The sequence below is a fragment of the Micromonospora terminaliae genome (assembly GCF_009671205.1).
Classification (GTDB): Bacteria; Actinomycetota; Actinomycetes; order Mycobacteriales; family Micromonosporaceae; genus Micromonospora; species Micromonospora terminaliae.
In genome coordinates this window covers 5021923-5045391 of record NZ_CP045309.1, presented here as the reverse complement: position 1 = coordinate 5045391, position 23469 = coordinate 5021923, and the positions used below count along the sequence as shown (strand labels likewise).

The following is a 23469-nucleotide window of genomic DNA, read 5'->3' as shown; positions in this document are numbered from 1 at the left end:
GCGAGGTGGCGGCGGGCGGTCAGCCGAGGTGGTAGTTGACGTGCGCCGACCAGCGGGCGAAGCCGAGCCGCTCGTAGAGGGCCACCGCGGCGCTGTTGGAGTCGTCCACGTAGAGCATCACCCGGTCCAGCCCGCGCCGGTCGCGCAGGTAGGACAGCCCGGCCGTGGTGAGCGCCCGGCCGAGGCCACCCCGGTGCGCGGACGGGTCCACGCCGAGCACGTAGACCTCGCCGATCCGGGCCGAGCCCGGCCGCTCGTGCACCTTGGTCCAGTGGAAGCCGAGCAGCCGGCCGGTGGCCGAGTCCTCCGCGAGCAGGAAGCCGGCCGGGTCGAACCACGGCTCGGCGAGCCGCACCCGCAGGTCCGCGGGGGTCCACCGGCCCTGCTCGGGGTGCGCGGCGAAGGCGGCGTTGTTGACCGCCAGCCAGGCGTCGTCGTCCTCGCCGGGGCGGAACGCGCGCAGCCGCACCCCCTCGGGCAGGGCGGGCTCGGGCAGCGCGGCGGTGAGCGGGCGGCGCAGCTGCCAGAGCACCCGGGCGCGGGTGAAGCTCAGGTCGACCGCGAGCGCGGCGGCCGACGGGTGGTCGCCGTGCGCCCAGGCCCGCAGCGGCCCGGCGGCGGCGGCCAGCACACCCCGGGCGAGTGCCCGGCCGGTGCCCCGCCGCCGGTACGCCGGATGCACCACCAGCTCCACCCCGATCCCGTTCGCCGGATCGGTGGTGTCGAGGTGGGCGTACCCGGTCAGGGTGTCGTCGGTGGCCCGGGCCGTGATGTGCACGGCGGGCGCCTCGGGGTCGCGCAGCCGGAGCAGCACGTGCTCGTCGAGCGGGTCCGCGCCGTCCGCGTCGCCGGCCACGCGGGCCAGCGCCAGCACCTCGGCGACCTCGACCGGCGCCAGCCGGTCGGCGCGGACGACACGGTCGACGGTCGGCGTGGTGCTGCTCATCCCGCCACCGTAGCGGCCGGCGGGCCGCCGATCATGCCGGACGCCGGCACCGTGCGGTGGCGGTGGTCACGTGGTGCCGGTGGGCAGCGCCTCGAGCTGGAAGCGCTGCAGCAGTTCGGGGAGGAGGTGCTGCAACGCCTCGACCGTGCCGGAACGGTCGCCGCCCGCGTCGTGCATGAGCACGATCGAACCCGGCCGGGTCTCGGTCAGCACCGTCTCGGTGATCTTGGCGGCGCCGGGCAGCTGCCAGTCCGTCGGGTCGACCGCCCAGTGCAGCGGCGTCATGCCCAGCTCCTCGCAGACCGACACCACCTGATGGGTCCACGCGCCGCCGGGCTGCCGGAAGTAGGCGATCCGCGCGTCCGGCGCCGCCGCCAGGATCGCGTCGTTGGTGCGGCTCAGGTCGTCCCGGACGGCGTCCGGGGAGCGGTCGCCCAGCGTGATGTCGTGGTTCCAGGAGTGGTTGCAGAGCGTGTGCCCGTCGGCCACGATCGACCGGACCAGGTCGGGGTGGGCCTCGGCGTTCTCGCCGACGATGCAGAAGGTGGCCTTCACGCCGTACTCCTTGAGCAGGGCGAGCACCTGCGGGGTCCAGTGTGGGTCGGGCCCGTCGTCGAAGGTCAGCGCGATCCGTGCCGAGCCGGTGCTGACCTCCGCGCCGTACGGGCCGTCGCTGTCGTCCGCCCGGCGGCTGGCTGCGGGGGCGCTCGGGCTGGCGTCAGGGCTGCCGTAACCGCCGCCCGGCGGGCCGGGGAACTCGGTGCTGGGCGGCTGGTCCCCGTAGTGCGGTGCACGGACGCTGGCCGCCACGCCGTTGCCGCGGGGCGGGTGCTCGGGCATGAGGCTGCGCCCGAGCGCGTACGCGGAGCCGAGCAGCGCGGCCACCACCAACGTCACCATCCCGGCCGCGCGGAGCGTCGAGGCCGACATCAGCCGGCCCGACCGTTCGTCGCCCCCGTGATCAACGCACGCACCGTCGCCCCCTTCGCCCGGCAGATCCGGCAGTCAGAGTAGGTCTGACCGGATGGGCAAAAAGGGCGAACTGGGCTAAGCATCCCCGATGGGGGACGGTGGGGAAGAGCCCCGGTCAGACGGGCAGCGGGGCGGGCTCCGACTCCGGCAGGGAGCGCGACGGCGGCACCACGAACTTGTAGCCCACCTGGCGCACCGTGCCGATCATCGACTCGTACTCCGAGCCGAGCTTCGCGCGCAGCCGCCGGACGTGCACGTCGACCGTGCGGGTGCCGCCGAAGTAGTCGTAGCCCCAGACCTCGCGGAGCAACTGGTCCCGGGTGAACACCCGGCCCGGGTGCTGCGCGAGGAACTTCAGCAGCTCGAACTCCTTGTAGGTGAGGTCGAGCGGGCGGCCCTTCAGCTTGGCCGCGTAGGTGTCCGGGTCGATGGTCAGCTCGCCGGCCCGGATCGAGCCGCCGGCCCCCGCCGTCGCGTTGCTCAGCCGGCCGACCGCGAGCCGCAGCCGGGCCTCCACCTCGGCGGGACCCGCGCCGGCCAGGATCACGTCGTCCACGCCCCAGTCGGCGTTGAGCGCGATGAGGCCGGCCTCGGTGACGACCGCGACCAGCGGGACGCCCAGCCCGGTGGCGTGCAGCATCCGGCAGGTCGCGCGTGCCTCGCTCAGCTCGGCGCGGGCGTCCACGAGGACGGCGTCCGGGGTCGGGCCGGAGACCAGCGTGCGCACGTCACGCGGCGCGGTGCGGACCGAATGCGGCAGCAGGTCGAGTGCCGGCAGCACTGCCGATGGCTCACCTGCGCGCGCGGTCACCAGCAGCAGGAGCTCCACACGATCACCTCCGTCCCGGCGGCACTCCGGCCGCGCGCGACCAGCGGCACTCCGGAGGGTGGCGCTGAGAACTTGCGTGGGTCCCGGCGTCGCTGACGGGCGGGTAACGGCTTGAGCGTAACCGATCGTCCGGCCGTCACCTCCGTACCATTTCCTGTTTGTCTGGTCTGCCCCCGATCGCGGCTCGGGTTTTAACGTTGCCGAAACCGTGACTCCGCCCGCCCGGCCCGGTCTGGCACGATCGGGGCGTGTTTCCCTCCACCTCGCCCGACACCGGCCGTGACCCGTGGTCCGACGGCGCGCCTCCCGGGCCCGCCGGCCCCGCCCGTGGCTATCCGCCGGCCCCGCGCACCGGTCCCGCCGACGACGGCGGGCGGGAGCGGAAGGGCCCCCGCCGGCTCCGCAAGGGCGGACCGGGCCGCCGCCCGGACGACGAGTCCGAGGAGACGCCCGAGGAGGAGGTGCCCCCGGTTCCGGTGCGCCGCCCGCTCGCGCTGACCGTCGCGGGCTTCGCCGCGCTGCTCGGCGTCGGCCTGGTGCTCGGCGCGCAGACGGCCGGCCCGGGGCACCGCCTGCCCTTCGCGTTCATCATCTTCGGCGTCCAGCTGCTCTTCGTGCTGGCCTGGACCATGGCCATGCGCCCGCCGGCGCTGCTGGTCGTCGCGCTGGTCAGCGCCGGTGCGGCCGGGATCGCCGACGCGGCCGCAGTACAGTCGGAGATCGCCGGCCTGGCGCCCCTCGGGTACGCGGCGGCCGCCGGTTTCGTGCTCGGCGTGCTCGGCCAGCTCTTCCGCCGGGTGGACCGGGTGCGGGTGACCGACTCGCTCGGCAGCACCCTGCTGATCGTGGTCGGGGTGGTCGCGTTCGCCACGCTGATCGTGCTCAGCCGGATCCCGAAGGGCACCCAGGCGATCACCGTCTGCCTCACCGCCACCGGGGTGGCCCTGCTGGTGGCCCGCCTCACCGACGCCGTCGCCCCCTGGCCGCGGCTCGCCCCGCAGGTGCCCCGGGGCGCCGCCGGCGTGGTCGCCGGCGCCATGCTCGGCACCCTGACCAGCGCCGTGCTCGGCAGCTACCTGGTCGGCTTCACCCCGACCAGCGCCGCGCTGGTCGGCCTGGTCACCGCCGGCACCGCCGTGCTGGCCGACCTCGCCGTGGGGTACGCCGAGGCGGGCCGGCTGATGGCCGGGGAGCCCCCGACCATGTGGGTCGCCCGGCACATGCAGGGGCCGCTGGGCGGCTTCGCGCTCGCCGCGCCGGCCGCGTACGCCATGTGCGTGCTGTTCCTCTGAGCGCACGGTTGGGGAAACGGCGCTCCGGGTAAGTACGGTTGCGCGATCGGTGGCGAGGGCAGGAGGCGGCGTGGCAGAGGCGTACCCGGCGAACGAGGGCCGACCCCGTCGGCGGGGCCGGAAGGTGCTGGTCGGTTTCGTCGTCCTGCTGCTGGTCCTGGCCGGGCTCCTGGTCGTCGCCGACCGGGTGGCCGCCGGTGTCGCGGAGCGTGCGATCGCCGACCAGGTGAAGCAGGAGGTCGCCAAGCAGGACGCGCAGTCCGCGGCGCCCCAGGTCGAGGTGGGCGGGTTCCCGTTCCTCACCCAGGTGCTCGCCGGGAAGTACGAGCGCATCTCGATCGTGCTCACCGACGTGCGCGGCAACGTGCAGGGCGACGCGGTGGACGTCCCCCGGCTGGACGTGGACGCCCACAACGTGAAGGCGTCGCTGGACACCCTCCGCTCCGGCCAGGGTGACGTGGTGGCCGAGACCGTCGACGGCCGGGGCACGGTGACCTACGACAGCCTGGCGAAACTGCTCGACCGGCCCGGGCTCACCCTGGGCGAGCGGAACGGCAAGCTCGCGGTCACCGCGCCGGTCGACATCCTCGGCGCCAAGCTCACCGTCAACGGCACCGCCGACGTGACCGTCGCCAACGGCAAGGTGGCCCTGCGCTTCAACGACGTGACCGCCGAGGGCCTGCCCAACCTGCCGCTCGCGAAGACGCTGCTGGCCAACTACGCCAAGGGCATCTCGGTCGACGTGCCCCTGCCGCAGCTGCCGTTCCAGCTCAACGTGCGCAAGGTGGAGCCGAGGCCCGAGGGTCTCGTCGTGGACGCCGACGCGCGGAACGTGCCGATCAACTCCGCCGGCTGACTCCCGGGCGGTGTCCCGGATGCTGGTCGGCCCGGTGGCGCCGGACGGGCCGGCTGGTAGTCTGCCTTCCCATGGGGACCCTCCTCACCAAACGGCGCGCGGTCGACCTGTGCCGCGTGGCCACCTGCCTGTGTCGCCCCGTCATCTGACGGCGGGGCTGTCCTCGGCCGCCTAGCGGCCACCGGCACGCAGGGTCCGCGTACCTTCCGGTTCTCCCCTGATCGCCCGGCAGCGGCGCCGTCGCACGTACCCGTGATCCGTTCCTAGCTCTGGGTCCCGCGCGTGGTGCGACAATCACCAACTTCGATCTCCGCGCGCTGGCTCACCATCCATCCTCACAGGGAGTGATCTGATGAGTCGCGACACCGCACTCGTCTCGGCCGAGTGGGCCGAGAAGAACATCGACGCCCCGGGCGTCGTCTTCGTCGAGGTCGACGAGGACACCTCGGCCTACGACACCGGCCACATCGCGGGCGCCGTCAAGCTCGACTGGCGCACCGACCTCCAGGACCCGGTGCGCCGGGACTTCGTCAACCAGGAGCAGTTCTCGGCGCTGCTCTCCGCGCGGGGCATCGGCAACGACGACACCGTGATCCTCTACGGCGGCAACAACAACTGGTTCGCCGCGTACGCGTACTGGTACTTCAAGCTCTACGGCCACCGGGACGTCAAGCTGCTCGACGGCGGCCGCAAGAAGTGGGAGCTCGACGCCCGCCCGCTGGTCACCGACACGGTGGAGCGCCCGGCCACGCAGTACGTCGCGCAGGCGCCGGACACCTCGATCCGCGCGTTCCGCGACGAGGTGGTCGACGCCATCGGCACCAAGAACCTGGTCGACGTGCGCAGCCCCGACGAGTACGCCGGCCGGCTGCTCGCCCCGGCCCACCTCCCGCAGGAGCAGGCCCAGCGGGCCGGCCACGTGCCGACCGCGATCAGCGTCCCCTGGTCCAAGGCCGCCAACGAGGACGGCACGTTCAAGTCCGACGACGAGCTGCGCCGGATCTACGCCGACGCCGGGCTGGACGACAGCAGGGAGACCATCGCCTACTGCCGGATCGGCGAGCGCTCCTCGCACACCTGGTTCGTGCTCCAGGAGCTGCTCGGCCACCGCAACGTGAAGAACTACGACGGCTCCTGGACCGAGTACGGCTCGCTGGTCGGCGTGCCGGTCGCGCTCGGCGACGAGCCCGGGGAGGCCTGATCTTTATGACTGCTCCCACCGCCGCCGGCTGCGCTGCGCCGGACCAGGCCGCCCCTCTCCCGGCCAGCCTGGACCTGGAGAAGGAGACCGTCATCACCGGCCTGGTGCAGGCCGAGTCCGGCGAGGCCGTGCCGGGCGCGTACGTCCGGCTGCTCGACTCGACCGGTGAGTTCACCGCCGAGGTGGTGACCTCCCCGGCCGGCCAGTTCCGGTTCTTCGCCGCGCCGGGCAACTGGACCCTGCGGGCGCTCTCCCGGCACGGCAACGGCGACACCGCCGTGGCCGCCGCCCGCGGAATCAACGAGGTGACCGTCACGGTCGCCGCCTGACCCACGCTCTGATCGTGGCCCGCCGCACTTCCAAGGGTGGCGGGCCACGAGCCGTTTCGTGGTCGGCCCGGCGCGCCGAGGCGCGGAACGGGCTGTCGTCGCGGCGTGACACCATGGCCCGGTGAGTGGTGCCGTCCAGGCGGGATACGCCCCGCCGACCCGTCCCGACCAGCCGGATCCCGGCCGGCGCCGGCTGCGCTTCCTGGTGGCCGCCGCGGCGGCGTGGGCCGTGCTGCTCGCCGGGCTCACCTGGTGGTCGGTGCGGCACGACCCGCCGACCGTGAAGGAGCAGCGGTCGCTGGAACAGGCCGGTCCCGTGGTGGACCGGGCCGTCGGCCGGCTGACCGCCGTGGTCGGGCGGGACGGCGTACCCGCTCTCCTGCCGGACCGGATCGAGCGGGGCTGCCGGGTCACCCCGCTGGACGACGGCGTCGAGCTGGAACGGGGCGTGGAGGTCGTGCTGGCCGGTGACGACGTGCGCGAGCTGCTCCAGCGGGTGGCCGACCGGCTGCCGGCGGAGTGGCGGGCGGGCGTCGCGACGTTCGACGGCGAGCCGCGGCTGCGCGCGGACGCAGGCGAGTTCGTCGCGGTCGAGGGCCGGGCCGGCGGGCCCGGCCGGGTGCTGCTCACCGCCCGCACCGGCTGCCGGCCGGAGGGCGCCGGCTACCGGCCGCCGGCGGCCGACGCCGCGGAGGAGACCGCCGCGGTCCGCCGGGCCCTGGGCGACTGGGGCGGCGCGGCCGGGCCGGTCCAGGTGCTCGTGGCGCCCTGCCCGGGCGGCGGCACCGCCCGGTCCGCACGGGCGGAGACCGCCGGCGCGGCGTCGGCGTCGCTCGCGGCCGCGTTCGGCGCCGGCGCTCCGGCGGTACGCGACTCCGTCGACGTGTACGCCCGGTCCGGCGACCCGGCCGTCCTGGCCGAGCGGGTCGACGACCGGATCCGGGTAGCGGTCACGACCCCCTGCGCGGCCTGACGCGGACGGTCAGCGCCCGTGACGCTGGTCGTGCGGACCGCGGCTGCGTCCCAGGGCGTCCACCCGGCCCCACCGGCCGGGGATGTCCAGCAGCTCCACCCGGCCCATCCCGTCCGGCACGGCCGGATCGATGATCAGGTGCTCGCCCTGCGGCTCCAAGCCGAGCATCACCCGTAGCAGCAGCAGTGGGGTGCCGGCCGACCAGGCCTGCGGGCTGCACGCGGTGGGGTACTCGACGGGATAGTCGGTGAGATCGCGCTCGTAGCCGGCGAACGCCTCGGGGAGCCGCCCGCCGAAGTAGCGGGACGCGCTCAGCATGGCGTCGCAGATCTGCCCGGCCTCCGCCCGGAAGCCGTACTTCCACAGGCCCCAGGCGATGATCGAGTTGTCGAACGGCCAGACCGTGCCGACGTGGTAGCCGATCGGGTTGTAACGGCCCTGGTCGTCGGCGAGGGTCCGCACGCCCCAGCCGGAGAAGAGCCGCGGCCCGAGCAGGTGCCCCGCGACGAGGGGCGCGCGGGACTCGTCGACGATGCCGCTCCACAGCAGGTGGCCGATGTTGGACGAGAGTGCGTCGACGTGCCGCCCGTCCGGGTCCAGCGCGAGCGCGTAGTAGTCCCGCCCGGGGATCCAGAAGTCGCGGTTGAACCGCTCCTTCAGCTCCGCGGCCTCGCGCTCCAGCCGGTCGGCGTACGCGGGGTCGTTCCAGTGGGTGCGGGCCAGCCGGGCGCCCCGCAGCTTGGCGTCGTACGCGTAGCCCTGTAGTTCGCAGGTGGCCCGGGGGAAGCGCGGCAGCCGGCCGTCGGAGTACGAGATCGAGTCCCAGGAGTCCTTCCAGCACTGGTTCTGCAGACCGGTCTCCGGGTTGCGGGTCATGTACCAGACGTAGCCCGTCCCGAGCAGGTCCCCGTACGTGTCGAGCCAGGCCAGTGCCGCCCGGGTGGGCTGTTCCAGCTGCTTGACCAGCGTCGCGTCCCCCGTCCACCGCTCGTACTCGTCGAGCAGGATCACGAAGAGCGCCGTGGTGTCGGCAGAGCCGTAGTACGGCGAGTGCGGCTGCTCCTCGAAGCCCGCGGTCTCGCCGTAGCGCAGCTCGTGCAGGATCTTGCCGGGCTCCTCGTCCCGGAAGTCGTCCACCCGGCTGCCCTGGAGAGCGGCCAGCATGGCGATGGTGGGCTGGACCAGTTCCGGCAGGAACGGCAGCACCTGGAGCGAGGTGAAGATGCTGTCCCGCCCGAACAGGGTCATGAACCAGGGCAGGCCGGCGGCGACCAGGCGTACGCCCAGCGTGATCGACTCGTACCGGAGGGCGGCCAGGTCGTTGAGGCTGCGCCGGTACGCCCCGGCCAGCGGCTGGCAGTCGCAGCCCAGCTTCGGGGCCCGCGCGATCAGCTCGTTCTGCTCGGCGTGGATCTCCGCCACCGAGCGCTGCCCGCCGAACGGGAGGGTGGCCCGGACGTCCTCCCCCCGGGCCCCGAAGATCCTGGTCGCGACGTGCAGCCGGGTGCTCCACTCGCCGTGCGGCCCGACCCGGAGGCGGTAGGTCAGCCCTTCGCGGTCGACCTCGGCGGGCGCGCTGCTCTCCACCACCGCCTCCCGGTGGAACCCCTCCCGCCGGTAGATGAGCCGCAGCTGGTTCTCGCCGACCGTGGGCGTGGTCCGCCCCTTCTTCTGCCGCTGGTGCTTGATCTCGAACAGGTCGGCGAAGTCGGAGCCGATGTCCAGCCGGAGGGTGAACTCCACCTCCTGACCGGAGTGGTTGAGCAGGGTCAGTTCCTCGTCGAAGCTGCCGCCGATCGACCGGCTGCGGATCACCGAGACCTTGGCGTCCAGGTAGTGCGTCGGCTCACCGGGGACCAGGAAGAACCGGGTCCGGTACGACATCGAGTCGTCGATGGAGAGCGCGTGCAGCCGCTGCCCGTTGAGGGTGAGCAGCCAGGTCGAGATGAATCGCGTGTCGAACGAGAAGAGCCCGGTGGGGAAGTCGAACGACGGCTCGATGTCGCCGCGCCGGTCGCTGACCAGGAAGGTGTTGCCGTCCAGGATGCTGACGCGTTCCTTCATCCCGACCGCCGGACGTGTTCGCGGGCGGTCTCCCGCGGGTCCCGGACGCCGGGCGGAGCGGGAAAGAAGCGGCGGAACACCAGGAACAGCGCCACGTTGCCGCTGAACGTGGCCTCGTTGCGCAGCACCGCCGCAAGGCCCTGCTCCCGGCCGGTGACCAGCCCCTCGAACAGGTCGGCGCTGACGGTGAAGACGGCGTCGGCCGGCAGTTGCTCCCGGCTCACCTGGATCGACCCGGGCGCCATCGCCAGAAACCAGTGCTGGGTGCGGTTCTCGGTGGTCAGGTCCAGTTGGAGGCGGCCACGGATCGGACCGCGCAGCACCGCCGGGGCACGCGCCGGCAGAGACGCGAAGAACTGTTCGATCGCCTCACCCACATGAGGATCGTAGGCAGCAGCCGGACATGTCGGGCGAGGATCGCCAGTCCACGCGGAACGGACACCTCCCGCCCGGCGGGCGGGGTCAGTAGACCAGGGCCTGGGCGCCCTCGGCCATCGCCTCCTCGACGAAGACGGCCGCCCCGGCGATCCGTACGCCGGGGATGACGTCGTCCGTCCCGATGTCGCGCCGGGCCGCGCACTGCGTGCAGGCGGTCACCTTGCCGGTGGCCAGGATGACGTGCAGCAGTTCGGCCAGCGGCGCGGAGTGCGGCAGTTCGAAGCCCTGCGCGCGCCCGGGCAGTGCGAACCAGGTCGACTCCCCGGTGAGCCAGAGCGACACGTCCACCCCGGCGGCGGCCGCGGTGGCGGCGACCGTGAAGGCCTGCGCGCAACGCTCCGGGGCGTCGGCGCCGGCGGTGGCCTTGACGACGAGAGTGCGGGCCATGCCGCCCAGCATAGGATGGCCGGGATGGTTACCGAGATCGGGTTCGTCAGCCTGCTCGTCGCCGGCCTGGGCGCGCTCGCCGGTGGCCTGGTCTACGTCGCTGTTCGGATCTCGAGAGGAAAATGGTGAGCGCGAGGAGTGAGCCGGGTTTGCGAGCCCCGCAGTCGCGAACGAAGGTGGCGCGGTGAGTGAGAACCCGCTTCAGCCGCCGTGGCTGAACGCGCCGCCGGTCGACCCGTACCCGTACGAGGAGAGCCACGACCTGCGCGTCGGCCCGAAGCTGCACCGGAGCCTGGACGGCCTGCTGCCGTACATCGGGGTGTGGCGCGGGCGGGGTCGCGGCGGGTTCCCCACCATCGAGGACTTCGACTTCGCCCAGGAGATCCGGATCAGCCACGACGGCCGGCCGTTCCTGTTCTACGAGTCCCGCGCCTGGATCCTCGACGAGCAGAGCCGCCCGGTCCGCCCGGCCGGCCGGGAGGTGGGCTGGTGGCGTCCGGTCCTGGACGGTGACCGGGTCACCGACGAGCTGGAGGCGCTCATGACCACGCCCACTGGCGTGATGGAGCTGCACATCGGCAAGCGCAAGGGCACGCAGATCGAGTTCGCCACCGACGCGGTGGTCCGCACGGCCACGGCGAAGGAGGTCACGGCCGGCGCCCGCCTCTTCGGCATCGTCGAGGGCGCCCTCCTCTACGCCCAGGAGATGGCCGCCGTGGGCCACCCCCTGAGCCCCCACCTGTCCGCCCGCCTGACCCGAGTAGCCGGCTGACCCCGCGCCGCCCGACCCTGTTGATCAAGAAGTTTGCGTCAGGAGTCCGCCCTCGGCAGACGCAAACTTCTTGATCAACGCACCTCGAAGCCCAGGAGGGTGAGGAGGGGGGTGGTCAGGGGGGAGCCTGGGCGGGGGAGTCCGTCCAGGGAGCGCACCTCGGCCAGGCCGCGGAGGGAGGACGTCAGCCAGATGGCGTCCGCCTTGTGCAGGTCGGCCGGGGTGGGTAGGCGTTCGTCCGCCGTGAGGTCCAGTTCGGCGGCGTGGGCCAGGAGCCAGGCGGCGGTGACGCCGGCGAGGATGCCGGTGGCCGCGGCCGGGACCGTGCACAGGGTCCCGCCGCTCAGCCAGACCACGTTCGCGGTGGGCGCCTCCAGCACGTAGCCGTCGGTGGAGACCCAGAGCACGTCGTCCACCCCGGCCCGCTCGGCCCAGCGGCGGGCCGCGGTGCTCAGCGCGTACGAGGTGGACTTCACACCGACCGGGAGCCAGCCCAGCTCGGGGCGGGACCGGGCGGCCACCCCGAGCGGCAGGGTGGCGACCGTCACCCCGTCCCGCCGGGCCCGCCGGGCGGCGGACGGCACCTCGCCCAGCGTGGCGTAGACGGTCGGCGGCCCGCCGCCCTCGGGTCCCCGGGTGCAGACCAGCCGCAGCGCGCCCTCGACGTCCGGCGGCCAGCCCGCACGGACCGTGTCCAGCAGCTCGACGAGCACGTCGGTGGACGGCAGGGCCAGCCCGATCGCGGCGGCGCCGGCGCGCAGCCGGGCCAGGTGGGCGTCGCGCAGCCAGGGCTCCCCGCCGCGCAGGTGCAGGGTCTCGAAGAGGCCGTCGCCGTGCAGCACGCCCCGGTCGTCGCCGCGCAGCACCGCGGCACCGGCCGGTACGACACCCCGGCCCGGCACGGCCACCCGCGTCGCCACCACGAGCGCAGCGTAGTGGCGTACGCCGCCGGTGGCCGGACCGGCGCGGCGGCCGAACTATGATCGGACGGTGTCCGAATCCTCCCTCGCGGAACTGCTCCGCTCCCGTGGGCTGCGGCTGACGGCGCAGCGGCAGCTGGTCCTCCAGGCCGTCCTGGATCTGGGGCACGCCACGCCGGAGCAGGTGCACACGGCGGTGCGCGAGGTGGCCGCCGGCGTCAACATCACCACCATCTACCGCACGCTGGAGCTGCTGGAACGCCTCGGTCTGGTGACCCACACCCACCTGTCGCACGGTTCGCCGACCTACCACGCGGCCGGTGAGCACCAGCACGTCCACCTCGTGTGCCGGGAGTGCGGCGCGATCGACGAGATCGACCCCGAGCTGCTCCGGCCGCTGGCCGACCAGCTGGCCGCGCAGCGGGGATTCCAGGTCGACATCGGGCACGTGGCGCTCTTCGGCGTCTGCGGCAAGTGCGAGGACGGGGAACGCAAATGATCGACATCGCAGGTGCGGTGACCGCCGAGGCCATCGACGAGGAGACCCGGGAGCAGCCCGAGCCGGCCCACCGGGCGGCCGGGGTCGGCCCGGTGGCCGCCCACTACGGCGACCCGATGCGCGAGCAGCGCACCCTGGCCACCGGCGTCGGCCTGGTCGACCGCTCGCACCGGGGCGTGATCGCGGTCCCCGGCGAGGAGCGGATGACGTGGCTGCACACGCTGACCAGCCAGCACCTGGCCGCGCTGCGCCCGTGGCAGGGCACCGAGCTGCTGGTGCTCTCCCCGCACGGGCACGTCGAGCAGCACGCCCTGGTCGCCGAGGACGGCGAGACCACCTGGCTGGACACCGAGCCCGGGATGACCGAGGGCCTCCTGTCCTACCTGGAGAAGATGCGGTTCTTCAGCAAGGTCGACCCGCGCGACGTCACGGCCGACCACGCGCTGCTCTCGCTCGTCGGGCCGGAGGCCACCGGCGCGCTCGACACCCTCGGGGTCACCGGGCTGGCCGCGCCCGACGTCGTCGCGGTGCCGGGTCCGAGGTTCCGTTCCGGCGAGCTGCCGTCCCGGCCCTCCGTCGTGTACGACGTGAAGCCGCTGCCCGTCGGCGGCTGGGCGCGGCGGGTGGCGCTCGGCGTCGACCTGCTGGTGCCTCGCCCGGCCATGACCCAGGTGGTCGACGAGCTGCGCGGCGCGGGCGTTCCGGTGGCCGGGCTGTGGGCGTACGAGGCCGTGCGCGTGGCCGCCCGGCAGGCCCGGGCCGGGGTGGACACCGACCACCGGACCATCCCCGCCGAGGTGGGCCTGATCGGCCCGGCCGTGCACCTGGACAAGGGCTGCTACCGCGGCCAGGAGACGGTGGCCCGGGTGCACAACCTGGGCAAGCCGCCGCGTCGCCTCGTCCTGCTGCACCTGGACGGCGTGACCACCGACCAGCCGCCGGCCGCCGGCACGCCGGTGACGCTCGACGGCCGGGCCGTCGGTTTCGTCGGCACCGCGGTGCACCACTTCGAGCTGGGGCAGATCGCCCTCGCCGTGGTCAAGCGGAACGTCGCCGACGACGCCCGGCTCATGGTGGGGGAGACGGCCGCCGCCATCGACCCGGCGTAAGGGATGCCGCTCCGGCGGCAGGAAGGCGGAAAATCTTCTGCTTCCGGCCGTTGTCGCGGCCGATTCTGTTGTCGACCGGAAGGGTCTCGGCGGTTTAGGATCCGGGCATGACCACAGGGACGTTGATCACGGTTGCCCCCACCGGCGCGGAATCGGCCAAGGCGGAGGTCCCGGCGCTGCCGGTGACCCTCGACGAGCTGCTGCTGACCGCCAAGGAGTGCGAGGCGCTCGGCGCCGCCGTGATCCACGTCCACATCCGTGACGACGAGGCGAAGCCCACCCTCGACCAGGGCCGGCTGCGGGAGACCGTGGCGGCGCTGCGGCAGAGCACCGACCTGATCGTGCAGCTCTCCTCCGGCGGCGCGGTGACCGACCCGGAGTCCGACCGGCTGGCCGTGCTCGACGCCGGCCCGGACATGGCCTCCTGCACCATGGGCACGGTCAACTTCGGCGACGACGTGTTCCTCAACCGCTGGGAGTTCATCGTCGACCTGCACACCCGCATGCAGGAGCGGGGCGTCGTCCCCGAGTACGAGATCTTCGACCTCGGCCACCTCACCGCGCTCCAGCGCCTGCTCGGCAAGTACGGCCTGCCGCACGGCGGGCACGTGCACGTCGACTTCGTGATGGGCGTGCCGGGCGGCATGCCGGGCACCACGGCCACCCTGGTGGCCGCCCAGCAGATGCTGCGCGACCTGCCCGAGGGCACCACGTTCTCGGCCACCGGCATCGGCCGCAGCACCATCCCGGTGATGCTGGCCTCGTTGTCGGCCGGCGGTCACCTGCGGGTCGGCATGGAGGACACGGTCACCTACGCCAAGGGCCGCCCGGTCGAGTCCAACATGCAACTGGTCGCCCGCGCGGTCGGCTTCGCCCAGCTCGCCCAGCGGCCGCCGCTGACCACCGCCGAGGCCCGGGCGCTGCTCGGCCTGTAAGCGACGGCCCGCCCACCGCCCCTGTACGCGGGCGGCCGACGTCCCTGGTCACCCCGGTGCCGGGCCCGCTGGGCCCGTCGGTACCGTCCACCTCGTGGGAAAGACGTACGAGGGCGGCGTGCCGCTCGCCGAGGTGGTCCGGTCCGGCTTCGTGGAGGGTGTCCACCGGGGGTCCGTGGCGGTGCTCGACGCCGCCGGCGCGCCGGTGTCCGGGGCGGGGGACGCCACCTCGCCGATCTTCCCCCGGTCGTCGAACAAGCCGATGCAGGCCATCGGCATGCTCCGGGCCGGCCTGCCGCTGACCGACCCGGCCGACGTGGCGCTGGTCTCGGCGAGCCACGCCGGCGAGGAGTTCCACGTCGAGCGGGTCCGGGCGCTGCTGCGCGGCGCCGGCCTGGCCGAGGAGGCGCTCCACTGCCCGCCGGACCTGCCGGTCGGCGAGGCGGCCCGGGAGGCGGTGCTGCGCGCCGGGGGCGGCCCGTCCCGCATCCTCATGAACTGCTCCGGCAAGCACACCGGCATGCTGCTCACCTGCCTGGCCGCCGGTTGGCCGCTGGACGGCTACTGGCGCCCGGAACACCCGCTCCAGCAGCGGCTCACCGCCGCCATCGAGGAGTTCACCGGCGAGAAGGCGGCGGCCGTCGGGGTGGACGGCTGCGGCGCCCCCGTACTCGCCGTCTCGCTGACCGGGCTGGCGCGGGCCTTCCTGCGGCTGGTCTCCGCCGAGCCGGGCACCGTCGAGCGGACGGTGGCCGACGCGATGCGCGCGTACCCGGAACTGGTGGGCGGCACCCAGGCCGACGACACCCGGCTCATGCGCGGTGTACCCGGGCTGCTGGCCAAGGTCGGCGCGGAGGGCGTGATCGCCGCGGCGGTGCCGGGCGTGGGCGCGGTGGCCCTCAAGATCGACGACGGTGCCGGCCGGGCCCGGATGCCGGTGCTGGTCTCGGCGCTGCGCCGCCTGGGCGTGGAGGCCCCGGTGCTGACCGAGTACGCCGAGATTCCCCTGCTCGGCGGCGGCCTCCCGGTGGGCGCGGTCCGCCCGCTCTGGTAGGACCGTCACCCCGCGCGAGCTTGCACTTGCGGCCCGCGGTCTGCGAGCAACGCCCCCTTCGTCGGGGCGGTAAGTGCAAGATCGCGGGCGCGGTGGCGGGTCAGGGGAGGAAGTCCAGCAGCGCGGTGTTGACCGGTTCCGGGCGCTCCAGGGGCAGCAGGTGGGCGGCGTCCGGCACGTCCGGCAGTCGCACGCCCTTCGGGGCCTCGGCGGCGATACGGTCGGCCAGGCGGCGGATGTCGGCCAGGTCGTCCGCGCCCGCGCCGGCCAGCACCGGCATCCGCAGCTCGGCCAGCCGGTCGATCGCCGGCGGGTCCAGCTCGCCGGCATCCACCGCGCTGAGTGCCTGCTCGGCGGCGAGCGCCCGGCGGTCCATCTCCTCGGCGAACCGGATCAGCTCCGGGTCGACGTCGGCCGGCTCGCGGGTCGGGCCGACCACCCAGAACCGCACCTCGCCGGCCGCGGTCGCGGCGAAGTCCTCCGGGTCCACGTCGCCGACCAGTTCCTCCCAGAGCTGCTCGGTCTCCTCCGACCACTCGTTGCCGGAGACCGGGGCGCCGAAGAGGGCCAGCGCGGCGACCCGCTCGGGGTACGCCAGCGCGGTGTCCACGGCGACCTTGCCGCCGAACGAGCAGCCCACCAGGGCGGCCTGCGGCACGCCCAGCGCGTCGAGCAGCCCGATCACGTCGTCGTGGTGCGCGAAGGGCGCGGGTGGCAGCTCGGAGTCGCCGTAGCCGCGCAGGTCGACGGCGATGACCCGGTGCCGGGCGGCGAGCGCGGGCACCTGTCCCCGCCACATCCGGCGGTCGGCGATGCCGGCGTGCAGCAGCACCACGGGGCTGCCGCTGCCCGCCTCGTCGTATGCGAGCTGGGCGCCGTTTACCTCGATCTTGGCCACGCGGGCACCGTACGGACCGGACACCAGGCGCGCAAGCGGCTATGCGTGACGTCGCTAACTCCGGCAAGCATTTTGCTTGCAGCAGCTAGCAGCGCGAGCTAGCGTGGAGTCATGGCCACCAGCAAGGACCTTCCCGACGTCGGCGGGTTCATTCGCGACCTGCGCCGCAACGCGAAGATCTCACTGCGCCAGCTCGCCGAGCAGGCCGGCGTCAGCAACCCGTACCTGAGCCAGATCGAGCGCGGCCTGCGCAAGCCGAGCGCCGAGGTGCTCCAGCAGCTTGCCAGCGCGCTGCGTGTCTCCACCCCGGCCATGTACCTGCGGGCCGGGCTGCTGGACGACAAGGAGGGGCAGGGCGTGCTCGCGGCGATCGCCGTCGACCCCGAGCTGACCATGGCCCAGAAGCAGTCGCTCACCCAGATCTACGAGACGTTCCGCCGGGAGAACGCACGCCTCGCCGAGGCGACCGCCACGGCAGCCGAGGCGACCGCCACGGCACAGGCCGCCACCGAACCGGCCGAACCCGCCGAGCCGGCCACCGCGCCCGAGGTCTGGGCCACCGAACCGGCCTCCGCGCCGGAGGCCCCGGCCACCGTCGCGCCGGCCGCGACCGGCCCCACGACACCGGACGGCACCCCGACCGAGGCGGTCCTCGAGTCGGTCGCCGTCACCGAGGCGGGCCACGCGCCCGCCCCGACCACCGCCGTCCCCCAGAAGAAGACCGCCCGCCGGGTGGTCCGGAAGGCCGCCGGCGCGGCCGAAGAGGAGCAGTCATGACCCAGCCGAAGACCAACCGCATCCCGGCCCCCGTCTACGCCGCCGCCGGCGCGGGCGAGCTCGCCCTCCAGCAGCTGCGCAAGCTGCCCACGGTGGTCGGTGGCCTCGGCACCCGCGTCGTCGCCGACCTCGGTGGCAAGGCCGTCCTCACGGGCTTCGAGCTGCGGCAGAAGGCGACCGAGACGCTGAAGACCGCCAACCTGACCGCGACCGGGCTGCGGGAGAAGGCCGGCTCGGCCGACCTCGACCTCGACAAGCTGCGCGAGGCCGCGAACCTGGAGAAGCTCCGCGAGGCCGCCAACCTGGACAAGCTGCGGGAGGCCGCCGGCCGCAACGCCGCCGCCGTCCTGGCCGGTGCGCAGGCCGCGCAGGAGCGCGCCCTGGCCGCGTACGCCGAGCTGGTCGCCCGCGGTGAGCGGGTCGTCGGCGCGGGCGTGCTGGAGGCCGCCGACACGGTGAATGCCGACATCCAGGCGACCGAGGCCACCACCCCGGCCGCGCCGGCCGAGGTGCCCACCCCGGCCGAGGTGGCCGAGGTCGCCGAGGCCAAGCCCGCCGCCGTGAAGCGGACCCGGGCCACCAAGGCCACCGCCGCCAAGGCCACCCCGTCGGCGAAGCTGCCGAAGACGACGAAGCGGACCCGCCCGGCCGCCGAGTGAGTCGAACCTGGACCGAGACCCCGGACGCCGTCCTGTCGGACGTTTCCGGGGTCTCGGCATAAGCTTGCCGACATGGCCACTGCCGCGCCGCTGTTCGTGTTCGAAGTCCGCTACGTGATCGAGCTGATCCTGCTCGTCTTCGCCCTGGTCATCGAGGGAGTGGCGCTGGTGCACGCGATCACCCAGCGCTCCGACGCGTTCGCCGCGATCGGCACGCTGCCCAAGGGCGGGTGGATCGCCATCCTGCTGGTCTGCATGGTGCTGACCCTGCTCGGTGTCGGCGGCGGCGTGATCAGCATCTTCGGGCTGATCGGCATCGCCGCGGCCCTGATCTACCTGTTGGACGTGCGGGTCGGGCTCCGTGACCTGCACGACGGCCGGGGCTCCTGGTGAGAGGTTTCCGCTGGCCACCACCGCCCGACGGCGGTCCCCGCACCTGGGGTCCCGGTCCCGGTGCGCCCCGCACCGGCCGCCCCGCCCTGCCCGAGCCGGAGACCGAGCTGGTCACCACCCCGCACGGCGTACGCCTGGAGCGGCTCGTCACCGGCACCGGTGACCCGGTCACCGTGTTCGCGCACGGGCTGGGCAACGGCATCGCCACCACCCGCCCCTTCGGCAGCGGCGTCACCGGCCGGCGGCTCTTCTTCCAGTTCCGCGGGCACGGCCGTTCCGACTCGCCGCCCGGCCCGTGGAGCTACCTCGACCTGGCCCGTGACCTTCGGGCCGTCGCCGACCTGGGCGGCGCCACCCGGGCCTTCGGGGCCAGCCTCGGCGCCGGCGCGCTCTGCCGCCTGCTCGTCGAGAGCCCGGAACGCTTCGAGAAGCTGGTCTTCTTCCTGCCGGCCGTGCTGGACACCCCGCGCGGCGAGGTGGCCCGCACCCGGCTCACCGACCTGCTCGACGCCGTGGCCGACGGGGACGCCTCCGCGCTGGCCGACGTGGTGTCGCTGGAGCTGCCGCCCTCGGTCCGCAACACCCCGGCCGGTTGGGCCTACCTGCGGCAGCGGCTCGACCAGCTGCTCCGCGACGGGCTCGCGCCGGGCCTGGCGACCCTGCCCGAGCAGGCCCCGCTGCGGGACGCCGGGGTGCTCGCCGCGGTGACCGCGCCGGCCCTCGTGATCGGCTGTGCGGGCGACGACCTGCACCCGGCGGCCGTCGCCGAGCAGTTGGCCGCCGCGCTTCCCCAGGCGACCCTGCACGTGTACGACCGGCCGGGTGTGCTCTGGACGGAACGCGCCGACCTGCGGGAGCGGATCTCGACGTTCCTCAACGGGTAACGTCGGCGGTCATGGGCGTCACACACCACGGCCGCACCCACCGTCTCGACCTCGCCGACCCCACCCTGCGGGAGTGGCAGTGCACGGTGCTGGCGGCCGATCCCGAGCAGGGCATCGTGCTGGACCGGTCGGCCTTCTACCCGGGCGGCGGCGGGCAGCCGCCGGACCACGGGGTGCTGCTCTGGCAGGGGGTGCAGACGCGGATCGTGGGCACCCGCAAGGGCGACGACCTCTGGTTGATCCCCGCCGAGGGTGACCCCGTTCCGCCGGTCGGCACCGCCGTCCGCGGCGCGGTCGAGGACACCCGGCGGTCCATGCTGATGCGCACCCACTCCGGCCTGCACGTGCTCTGCGGCGTGGTCTTCCGCGACTTCGGCGCGCTCGTCACGGGCGGCAACATGGAACCCGGCGAGGCCCGGATGGACTTCAACCTCCCCGAGGTGCCGCCGGACTTCAAGACCCGGATCGAGGACCTGGTCAACGCCGAGGTGGCCGCCGACCGCTCGGTGGCCGTCCGGGTCCTGCCCCGGGCGGAGGCGCTGGCCCTGCCGGACATCATCCGCACCCAGTCCAACCTGATCCCGCCGGACGAGCAGGAGGTGCGGATCGTCGACATCGTCGGGCTGGACGTGCAGGCCGACGGCGGCACGCACGTCGCCTCGACCGCGCAGATCGGCAAGGTCCAGGTGGTCAAGGTGGAGAGCAAGGGCCGCGCCAACCGCCGGGTACGGGTCCGCCTCGCGGACTAGGCGACGCGGCCGGCTGGCCGGCTGAGCTCGCCGGTCAGCGCGGCAGGTGTGCCGCCCGGACGTCGAGCAGCCACCGCTCCACGGTCTCCTCGTCCGGGCGCTCCGGCAGCGGCGTGTGGATCCGGTCGAAGTCCCGCTCGGCCGCCGCCACCAGCGCCTCCGCCTCGGCCAGCGCGCCGCCGGCCACCCGCTCGCCGAACGCCCGGAACCACTCCGGGTCGGCCAGGCGGATCTCCAGCACGCCGGTCGCGTAGAGCACCCGGCCCTGGTGCAGCAGCCGGGCCAGGTGCCGGGCGTGCTTGGCCGACCGCCGCCGGCCACCCATTGAGGAGTCGCGCGTGGTCAGCTTGCGGAACTGCTGGCTCGCGTAGCCGAGGTAGGCGTCCCGCACCCGGGGTGCGCTCAGGAAGGCGGCGCGGATGCCGATGAGCCTCTCACCGAACTCGGTCCGGGTCTCGTAGCACTCCTCGGGCAGCCACATGAGCTCGGTGGCGGTCGGGTTGCCGCTCAGCGCGAGACGGGCGTACTTCCCGCACTCGTGCAGGGTCACGTCGGGATCCGTCGTGACCACGGACTCCCGTGGCGGGTGCAGGCCGTGGAAGGCGACCGTGGGCGCGGCGAAGACGCCGACCCGGTCCACGTCCGAGTCCGGCCCGGCGAGCCCGTAGGCGACCGACCCGACGATCCCGGAGAGCAGCAGGTGCATGCCGGCCATGATGGCGGATCCGGATCATCCGGGAAACCGGACTTCCGCTGTCAGGTATCGGTGCCACGGTGGTCCCATGACGACACCGCTGACAGGGAAGATCGCGCTCGTGGCCGGCGCCACCCGGGGCGCCGGGCGGCAGATCGCCGTCCAGCTCGGCGCCGCCGGGGCCACCGTCTACGCCACCGGCCGCTCCACCCGCGAGCGCCGCTCCGAGATGGGCCGGCCGGAGACCATCGAGGAGACCGCCGAGCTGGTGACCGCGGCGGGCGGCACGGGCATCGCCGTCGCCGTCGACCACCTCGACCCCGAGCAGGTCCGCCGCCTCGTCGCGCGGATCGACGCCGAACACGGCCGCCTCGACGTGCTGGTCAACGACATCTGGGGCGCCGACCCGCTGATCACCTGGGAGAAGCCGGTCTGGGAACAGCCCCTCGACGCCGGTTTCCGTACCCTCCGCCTGGCCGTCGACACGCACATCATCACCAGCCACTTCGCCCTGCCGCTGCTGATCCGCAACCCCGGCGGCCTGGTGGTCGAGATCGGCGACGGCACCAAGGAGTACAACGACACCGAGTACCGGCTCTCGGTCTTCTACGACCTGGCCAAGGTGTCGGTGAACCGGCTGGCCTTCAGCCAGGCGCACGAACTCGCGCCGCACGGCGCGACGGCGGTCGCGCTCACCCCGGGCTGGCTGCGGTCGGAGGCCATGCTGGAGCACTTCGGCGTCACCGAGGCCACCTGGCGCGACGGCGCCGCGAAGGACCCGCACTTCGTCATGTCGGAGACGCCGGCCTTCGTCGGGCGCGCGGTCGCCGCCCTGGCCGCCGACCCCGACCGGGCCCGCTGGAACGGCAGGTCCGTGGACAGCGGCGGTCTGGCCCAGGTGTACGGCTTCACCGACCTCGACGGCACCCGCCCGCACTGGGCGCGCTACCACGAGGAGGTGGTCCGGCCGGGCAAGCCCGCCGACGACACCGGTTACCGCTGACCGGTGTCCGGCGCGGCCGCGTCGCCGTCCGGGTCGCCGGCGTAGAGCGCGGCGGCGCGGCGGGCCGCCGCGGCGCAGCGGGCACGCAGCTCGGGCGGGTCGAGCACCTCCACCTCGGGACCCAGCGCCAGCAGTTGGGCGTACGCCACCTCGACCGACTCGACGGGCAGCCGGAGCACCACCCGGCCCTGCCCGTCGGGCGGTTCGGCGGCGGCGACCGCCTCGGCGTGGACGAACGGGGCGTCGACGAGATGCCGCAACGCGCGCAGCCCGGCCGGGCTCAGCCGCACGGTGACCTCGGCCCGGAGGAGGTCCCGCAGGAAGGCCTCCGCCTGCTCCCGCCAGTAGGCCCCGAGGTCGAAGCCCTCGTCCCGCGCGAAGCCCTCCCCGCCCACCTCGACGCCGGCCACCCGGTCCACCCGGTACGTCCGCCACCCGTCGCCGACCCGGCCGACGAGGTACCAGACGCCGTTCTTGAGCACCAGCCCGTACGGCGCGACCGTCCGGGTCACCTCCCGGTCGCCGCGTCGGTAGCGCAGCTCGACCAGCCGGTCCCGCCACACCGCCCGGGCCAGCTCGGCGAGCCAGGGCGGCGGGTCGGACTCCCGGAACCAGCCCGGCACGTCCAGATGGAACCGCTGGCCCGTGCGGGCGGGCGCGTCCCGCAGGCTCGGCGGCAACGCGGCGAGCACCTTCAGTTCGGCACCGGCCACCGCGTCGGCCAGCCCCATCTCCCCGGCCGGGCCGGGCAGGCCGGCCAGGAAGAGCGCCTCCGCCTCGTCCCGGGTCAGCCCGGTGAGCCGGGTGCGGTAGCCGCCGAGCAGGCGGTAGCCACCGGCCCGGCCGCGGTCGGCGTACACCGGCACCCCGGCCGCGGAGAGCGCCAGGACGTCCCGGTAGACCGTGCGCTCGGAGACCTCCAGCTCGCGGGCCAGCTCGGCCGCGGTCATCGTCTCCCGCGCCTGAAGCAGCAGGACCAGCGAGATGAGCCGGGACGCGCGCACCCGCCCATTGTGCGCGCCGCCGCTAGGCTCCTTGATCGTGGACGCACCCCGCCTCGCCGCGCCCGTGACCGGCGCCGTCACCCGTTTCCTCGGCGGCGCCGGCCTGCTGCTGCGCGGCCTCGGCCTCTACGTCCGCAGCCCGGGGCTGATGCTGCTCGGGATCGTGCCGGCGCTGATCTCCGGCGTGCTCTTCGTGGCCCTGTTCGCCACCCTGCTGTACTTCGTGGACGACCTGGCCGCGTTGGTCACCCCGTTCGCCGACGACTGGTCGGAGACGTGGCGCAGCCTCATCCGGGTCGCGGCGGGACTTGCGGTCGTCGGGCTGGCCGGCCTGCTCGGGGTGCTCACCTTCACGGCGGTCACGCTGGCCGTCGGCGACCCGTTCTACGAGAAGATCTCCGAGCGGGTCGAGGAGCGCCTCGGCGGCACGCCCGGTGCCGTGGACGTGCCGTTCTGGGCCTCGCTGCGGCGCAGCATCCTCGACTCGTTGCGCCTGGTGGCCATCTCCGCGCTGGTGGGCGTACCCCTCTTCGTGGCCGGCTTCATCCCGCTGGTCGGGCAGACGGTGGTCCCGGTGATCGGCGCCCTGGTGGGCGGCTGGTTCCTCGCCCTGGAACTGGTCGGCGCGCCGTTCTACCGGCGCGGCATGCGACTGCCGGAGCGGCGGTCGTTGCTCAAGGCGGACCGGCCGACCACCCTGGGGTTCGGGGTGGCGGTCTTCCTGTGCTTCCTGATCCCGCTCGGCGCGGTGCTGGTCATGCCGGCCGCCGTGGCCGGGGCCACCCTGCTGGCCCGCCGGTCGCTCGGGCAGTCCGTCGTCGAGGAGGGGTGA

29 protein-coding genes are annotated in these 23469 nt (G+C 74.1%); 19 read left to right on the top strand and 10 right to left on the bottom strand.

All coding sequences use genetic code 11. The features are described 5' to 3' along the window. Nucleotides 1–19 precede the first annotated feature (19 nt). The 3 genes from mshD to GCE86_RS23160 all read right to left on the bottom strand — a co-directional run bounded on the left by mshD (nucleotide 20) and on the right by GCE86_RS23160 (nucleotide 2747). Nucleotides 20–946, bottom strand: a complete 927-nt coding sequence (gene mshD, locus GCE86_RS23170; RefSeq protein ID WP_154228881.1) for a mycothiol synthase — start codon at nucleotides 944–946, stop codon at nucleotides 20–22. Between the two features lie 66 nt (nucleotides 947–1012). Continuing rightward, nucleotides 1013–1876, bottom strand: coding sequence for a polysaccharide deacetylase family protein (locus tag GCE86_RS23165; RefSeq protein ID WP_154228880.1), 864 nt, complete (start codon nucleotides 1874–1876; stop codon nucleotides 1013–1015). 157 nt (nucleotides 1877–2033) lie between these two features. Beyond that, on the bottom strand, nucleotides 2034–2747 hold the full coding sequence (locus GCE86_RS23160; RefSeq protein ID WP_091267462.1) for a winged helix-turn-helix transcriptional regulator: 714 nt from the start codon (nucleotides 2745–2747) through the stop codon (nucleotides 2034–2036). A 248-nt stretch (nucleotides 2748–2995) separates the two neighbouring features. On the opposite strand from GCE86_RS23160, the gene GCE86_RS23155 reads away from it, so the two are divergent. The 6 genes from GCE86_RS23155 (at nucleotide 2996) to GCE86_RS23135 (ending at nucleotide 7398) form a co-directional block, all read left to right on the top strand. Continuing rightward, nucleotides 2996–4039, top strand: a complete 1044-nt coding sequence (locus GCE86_RS23155; protein WP_154228879.1) for a hypothetical protein — start codon at nucleotides 2996–2998, stop codon at nucleotides 4037–4039. Between the two features lie 70 nt (nucleotides 4040–4109). Further along, nucleotides 4110–4895: an LmeA family phospholipid-binding protein gene (locus tag GCE86_RS23150; protein ID WP_154228878.1), complete on the top strand. Its 786-nt coding sequence runs from the start codon at nucleotides 4110–4112 to the stop codon at nucleotides 4893–4895. Between the two features lie 71 nt (nucleotides 4896–4966). Continuing rightward, nucleotides 4967–5044 (top strand): Ms5788A family Cys-rich leader peptide, encoded by a 78-nt coding sequence (locus tag GCE86_RS32510; RefSeq protein ID WP_311202345.1) that lies wholly within the window; start codon nucleotides 4967–4969, stop codon nucleotides 5042–5044. 203 nt (nucleotides 5045–5247) lie between these two features. After that, a complete protein-coding gene (locus GCE86_RS23145; protein ID WP_154228877.1) occupies nucleotides 5248–6096 on the top strand; it encodes a sulfurtransferase in 849 nt (282 codons plus the stop codon). Between the two features lie 5 nt (nucleotides 6097–6101). Continuing rightward, entirely contained in the window at nucleotides 6102–6425 is a 324-nt protein-coding gene (locus GCE86_RS23140; protein WP_154228876.1) for a DUF1416 domain-containing protein, read from the top strand. Between the two features lie 121 nt (nucleotides 6426–6546). After that, the gene (locus GCE86_RS23135; RefSeq protein ID WP_154228875.1) at nucleotides 6547–7398 is read left to right on the top strand and encodes a hypothetical protein; all 852 of its coding nucleotides are present in this window, start codon (nucleotides 6547–6549) and stop codon (nucleotides 7396–7398) included. Nucleotides 7399–7407: 9 nt separating this feature from the next. Here GCE86_RS23135 and GCE86_RS23130 read toward each other — a convergent pair whose 3' ends face one another. The 3 genes from GCE86_RS23130 to GCE86_RS23120 all read right to left on the bottom strand — a co-directional run bounded on the left by GCE86_RS23130 (nucleotide 7408) and on the right by GCE86_RS23120 (nucleotide 10299). Next, on the bottom strand, nucleotides 7408–9462 hold the full coding sequence (locus GCE86_RS23130; RefSeq protein ID WP_154228874.1) for an amylo-alpha-1,6-glucosidase: 2055 nt from the start codon (nucleotides 9460–9462) through the stop codon (nucleotides 7408–7410). Continuing rightward, nucleotides 9459–9839 carry an SCP2 sterol-binding domain-containing protein gene (locus GCE86_RS23125; RefSeq protein ID WP_154228873.1) on the bottom strand — a complete coding sequence of 127 codons (381 nt, stop codon included), beginning with the start codon at nucleotides 9837–9839 and terminating at the stop codon, nucleotides 9459–9461. Before GCE86_RS23125 ends, GCE86_RS23130 begins: the two co-directional genes overlap by 4 nt. An 85-nt stretch (nucleotides 9840–9924) precedes the next feature. After that, nucleotides 9925–10299 (bottom strand): DsrE family protein, encoded by a 375-nt coding sequence (locus tag GCE86_RS23120; RefSeq protein ID WP_154228872.1) that lies wholly within the window; start codon nucleotides 10297–10299, stop codon nucleotides 9925–9927. Nucleotides 10300–10311: 12 nt separating this feature from the next. Between GCE86_RS23120 and mtfM the strand changes: the two genes are divergently transcribed. Continuing rightward, a complete protein-coding gene (gene mtfM, locus GCE86_RS32410) occupies nucleotides 10312–10416 on the top strand; it encodes a small membrane protein MtfM (protein WP_275587258.1) in 105 nt (34 codons plus the stop codon). Nucleotides 10417–10471: 55 nt separating this feature from the next. Then, the gene (locus GCE86_RS23115) at nucleotides 10472–11059 is read left to right on the top strand and encodes a heme-binding beta-barrel domain-containing protein (RefSeq protein WP_154228871.1); all 588 of its coding nucleotides are present in this window, start codon (nucleotides 10472–10474) and stop codon (nucleotides 11057–11059) included. 74 nt (nucleotides 11060–11133) lie between these two features. Here GCE86_RS23115 and GCE86_RS23110 read toward each other — a convergent pair whose 3' ends face one another. Then, nucleotides 11134–11982, bottom strand: coding sequence for an aminotransferase class IV (locus GCE86_RS23110; protein ID WP_154228870.1), 849 nt, complete (start codon nucleotides 11980–11982; stop codon nucleotides 11134–11136). A gap of 67 nt (nucleotides 11983–12049) precedes the next feature. Between GCE86_RS23110 and GCE86_RS23105 the strand changes: the two genes are divergently transcribed. The 4 genes from GCE86_RS23105 (at nucleotide 12050) to GCE86_RS23090 (ending at nucleotide 15576) form a co-directional block, all read left to right on the top strand. Beyond that, nucleotides 12050–12478 (top strand): Fur family transcriptional regulator, encoded by a 429-nt coding sequence (locus GCE86_RS23105; protein ID WP_154228869.1) that lies wholly within the window; start codon nucleotides 12050–12052, stop codon nucleotides 12476–12478. Continuing rightward, entirely contained in the window at nucleotides 12475–13587 is a 1113-nt protein-coding gene (gene ygfZ / locus GCE86_RS23100) for a CAF17-like 4Fe-4S cluster assembly/insertion protein YgfZ (protein ID WP_154228868.1), read from the top strand. The genes GCE86_RS23105 and ygfZ overlap by 4 nt, the downstream gene beginning before the upstream one ends. Nucleotides 13588–13694: 107 nt before the next feature. Then, the gene (locus tag GCE86_RS23095; protein WP_154228867.1) at nucleotides 13695–14522 is read left to right on the top strand and encodes a beta-keto acid cleavage family enzyme; all 828 of its coding nucleotides are present in this window, start codon (nucleotides 13695–13697) and stop codon (nucleotides 14520–14522) included. 94 nt (nucleotides 14523–14616) lie between these two features. Then, the gene (locus tag GCE86_RS23090; RefSeq protein ID WP_154228866.1) at nucleotides 14617–15576 is read left to right on the top strand and encodes an asparaginase; all 960 of its coding nucleotides are present in this window, start codon (nucleotides 14617–14619) and stop codon (nucleotides 15574–15576) included. Between the two features lie 100 nt (nucleotides 15577–15676). Here GCE86_RS23090 and GCE86_RS23085 read toward each other — a convergent pair whose 3' ends face one another. Continuing rightward, nucleotides 15677–16474, bottom strand: coding sequence for an alpha/beta fold hydrolase (locus GCE86_RS23085; RefSeq protein ID WP_154228865.1), 798 nt, complete (start codon nucleotides 16472–16474; stop codon nucleotides 15677–15679). Between the two features lie 111 nt (nucleotides 16475–16585). On the opposite strand from GCE86_RS23085, the gene GCE86_RS23080 reads away from it, so the two are divergent. The 5 genes from GCE86_RS23080 (at nucleotide 16586) to GCE86_RS23060 (ending at nucleotide 19936) form a co-directional block, all read left to right on the top strand. Next, nucleotides 16586–17251, top strand: coding sequence for a helix-turn-helix domain-containing protein (locus GCE86_RS23080; protein ID WP_154228864.1), 666 nt, complete (start codon nucleotides 16586–16588; stop codon nucleotides 17249–17251). Next, entirely contained in the window at nucleotides 17248–17910 is a 663-nt protein-coding gene (locus GCE86_RS23075) for a hypothetical protein (protein WP_154228863.1), read from the top strand. Before GCE86_RS23080 ends, GCE86_RS23075 begins: the two co-directional genes overlap by 4 nt. A gap of 72 nt (nucleotides 17911–17982) precedes the next feature. Beyond that, the gene (locus tag GCE86_RS23070) at nucleotides 17983–18303 is read left to right on the top strand and encodes a DUF2516 family protein (protein ID WP_154228862.1); all 321 of its coding nucleotides are present in this window, start codon (nucleotides 17983–17985) and stop codon (nucleotides 18301–18303) included. Beyond that, nucleotides 18300–19187 (top strand): alpha/beta fold hydrolase, encoded by an 888-nt coding sequence (locus tag GCE86_RS23065; RefSeq protein ID WP_154228861.1) that lies wholly within the window; start codon nucleotides 18300–18302, stop codon nucleotides 19185–19187. The genes GCE86_RS23070 and GCE86_RS23065 overlap by 4 nt, the downstream gene beginning before the upstream one ends. An 11-nt stretch (nucleotides 19188–19198) precedes the next feature. Then, complete coding sequence (locus tag GCE86_RS23060; protein WP_154228860.1) at nucleotides 19199–19936, top strand: alanyl-tRNA editing protein; 738 nt, start codon at nucleotides 19199–19201, stop codon at nucleotides 19934–19936. A gap of 34 nt (nucleotides 19937–19970) precedes the next feature. On the opposite strand, the gene GCE86_RS23055 is transcribed toward GCE86_RS23060, so the two are convergent. Then, nucleotides 19971–20642 (bottom strand): nucleotidyltransferase domain-containing protein, encoded by a 672-nt coding sequence (locus GCE86_RS23055; protein WP_154230636.1) that lies wholly within the window; start codon nucleotides 20640–20642, stop codon nucleotides 19971–19973. Nucleotides 20643–20718: 76 nt separating this feature from the next. Between GCE86_RS23055 and GCE86_RS23050 the strand changes: the two genes are divergently transcribed. Beyond that, complete coding sequence (locus GCE86_RS23050; protein ID WP_154228859.1) at nucleotides 20719–21633, top strand: SDR family oxidoreductase; 915 nt, start codon at nucleotides 20719–20721, stop codon at nucleotides 21631–21633. Here the strand turns inward: GCE86_RS23050 and GCE86_RS23045 are convergent. Further along, nucleotides 21624–22637, bottom strand: coding sequence for a helix-turn-helix transcriptional regulator (locus tag GCE86_RS23045; RefSeq protein WP_154228858.1), 1014 nt, complete (start codon nucleotides 22635–22637; stop codon nucleotides 21624–21626). The two genes, GCE86_RS23050 and GCE86_RS23045, sit on opposite strands and share 10 nt — an antisense overlap. Between GCE86_RS23045 and GCE86_RS23040 the strand changes: the two genes are divergently transcribed. Further along, a complete protein-coding gene (locus GCE86_RS23040; RefSeq protein ID WP_204343219.1) occupies nucleotides 22618–23469 on the top strand; it encodes an EI24 domain-containing protein in 852 nt (283 codons plus the stop codon). The genes GCE86_RS23045 and GCE86_RS23040 overlap by 20 nt on opposite strands.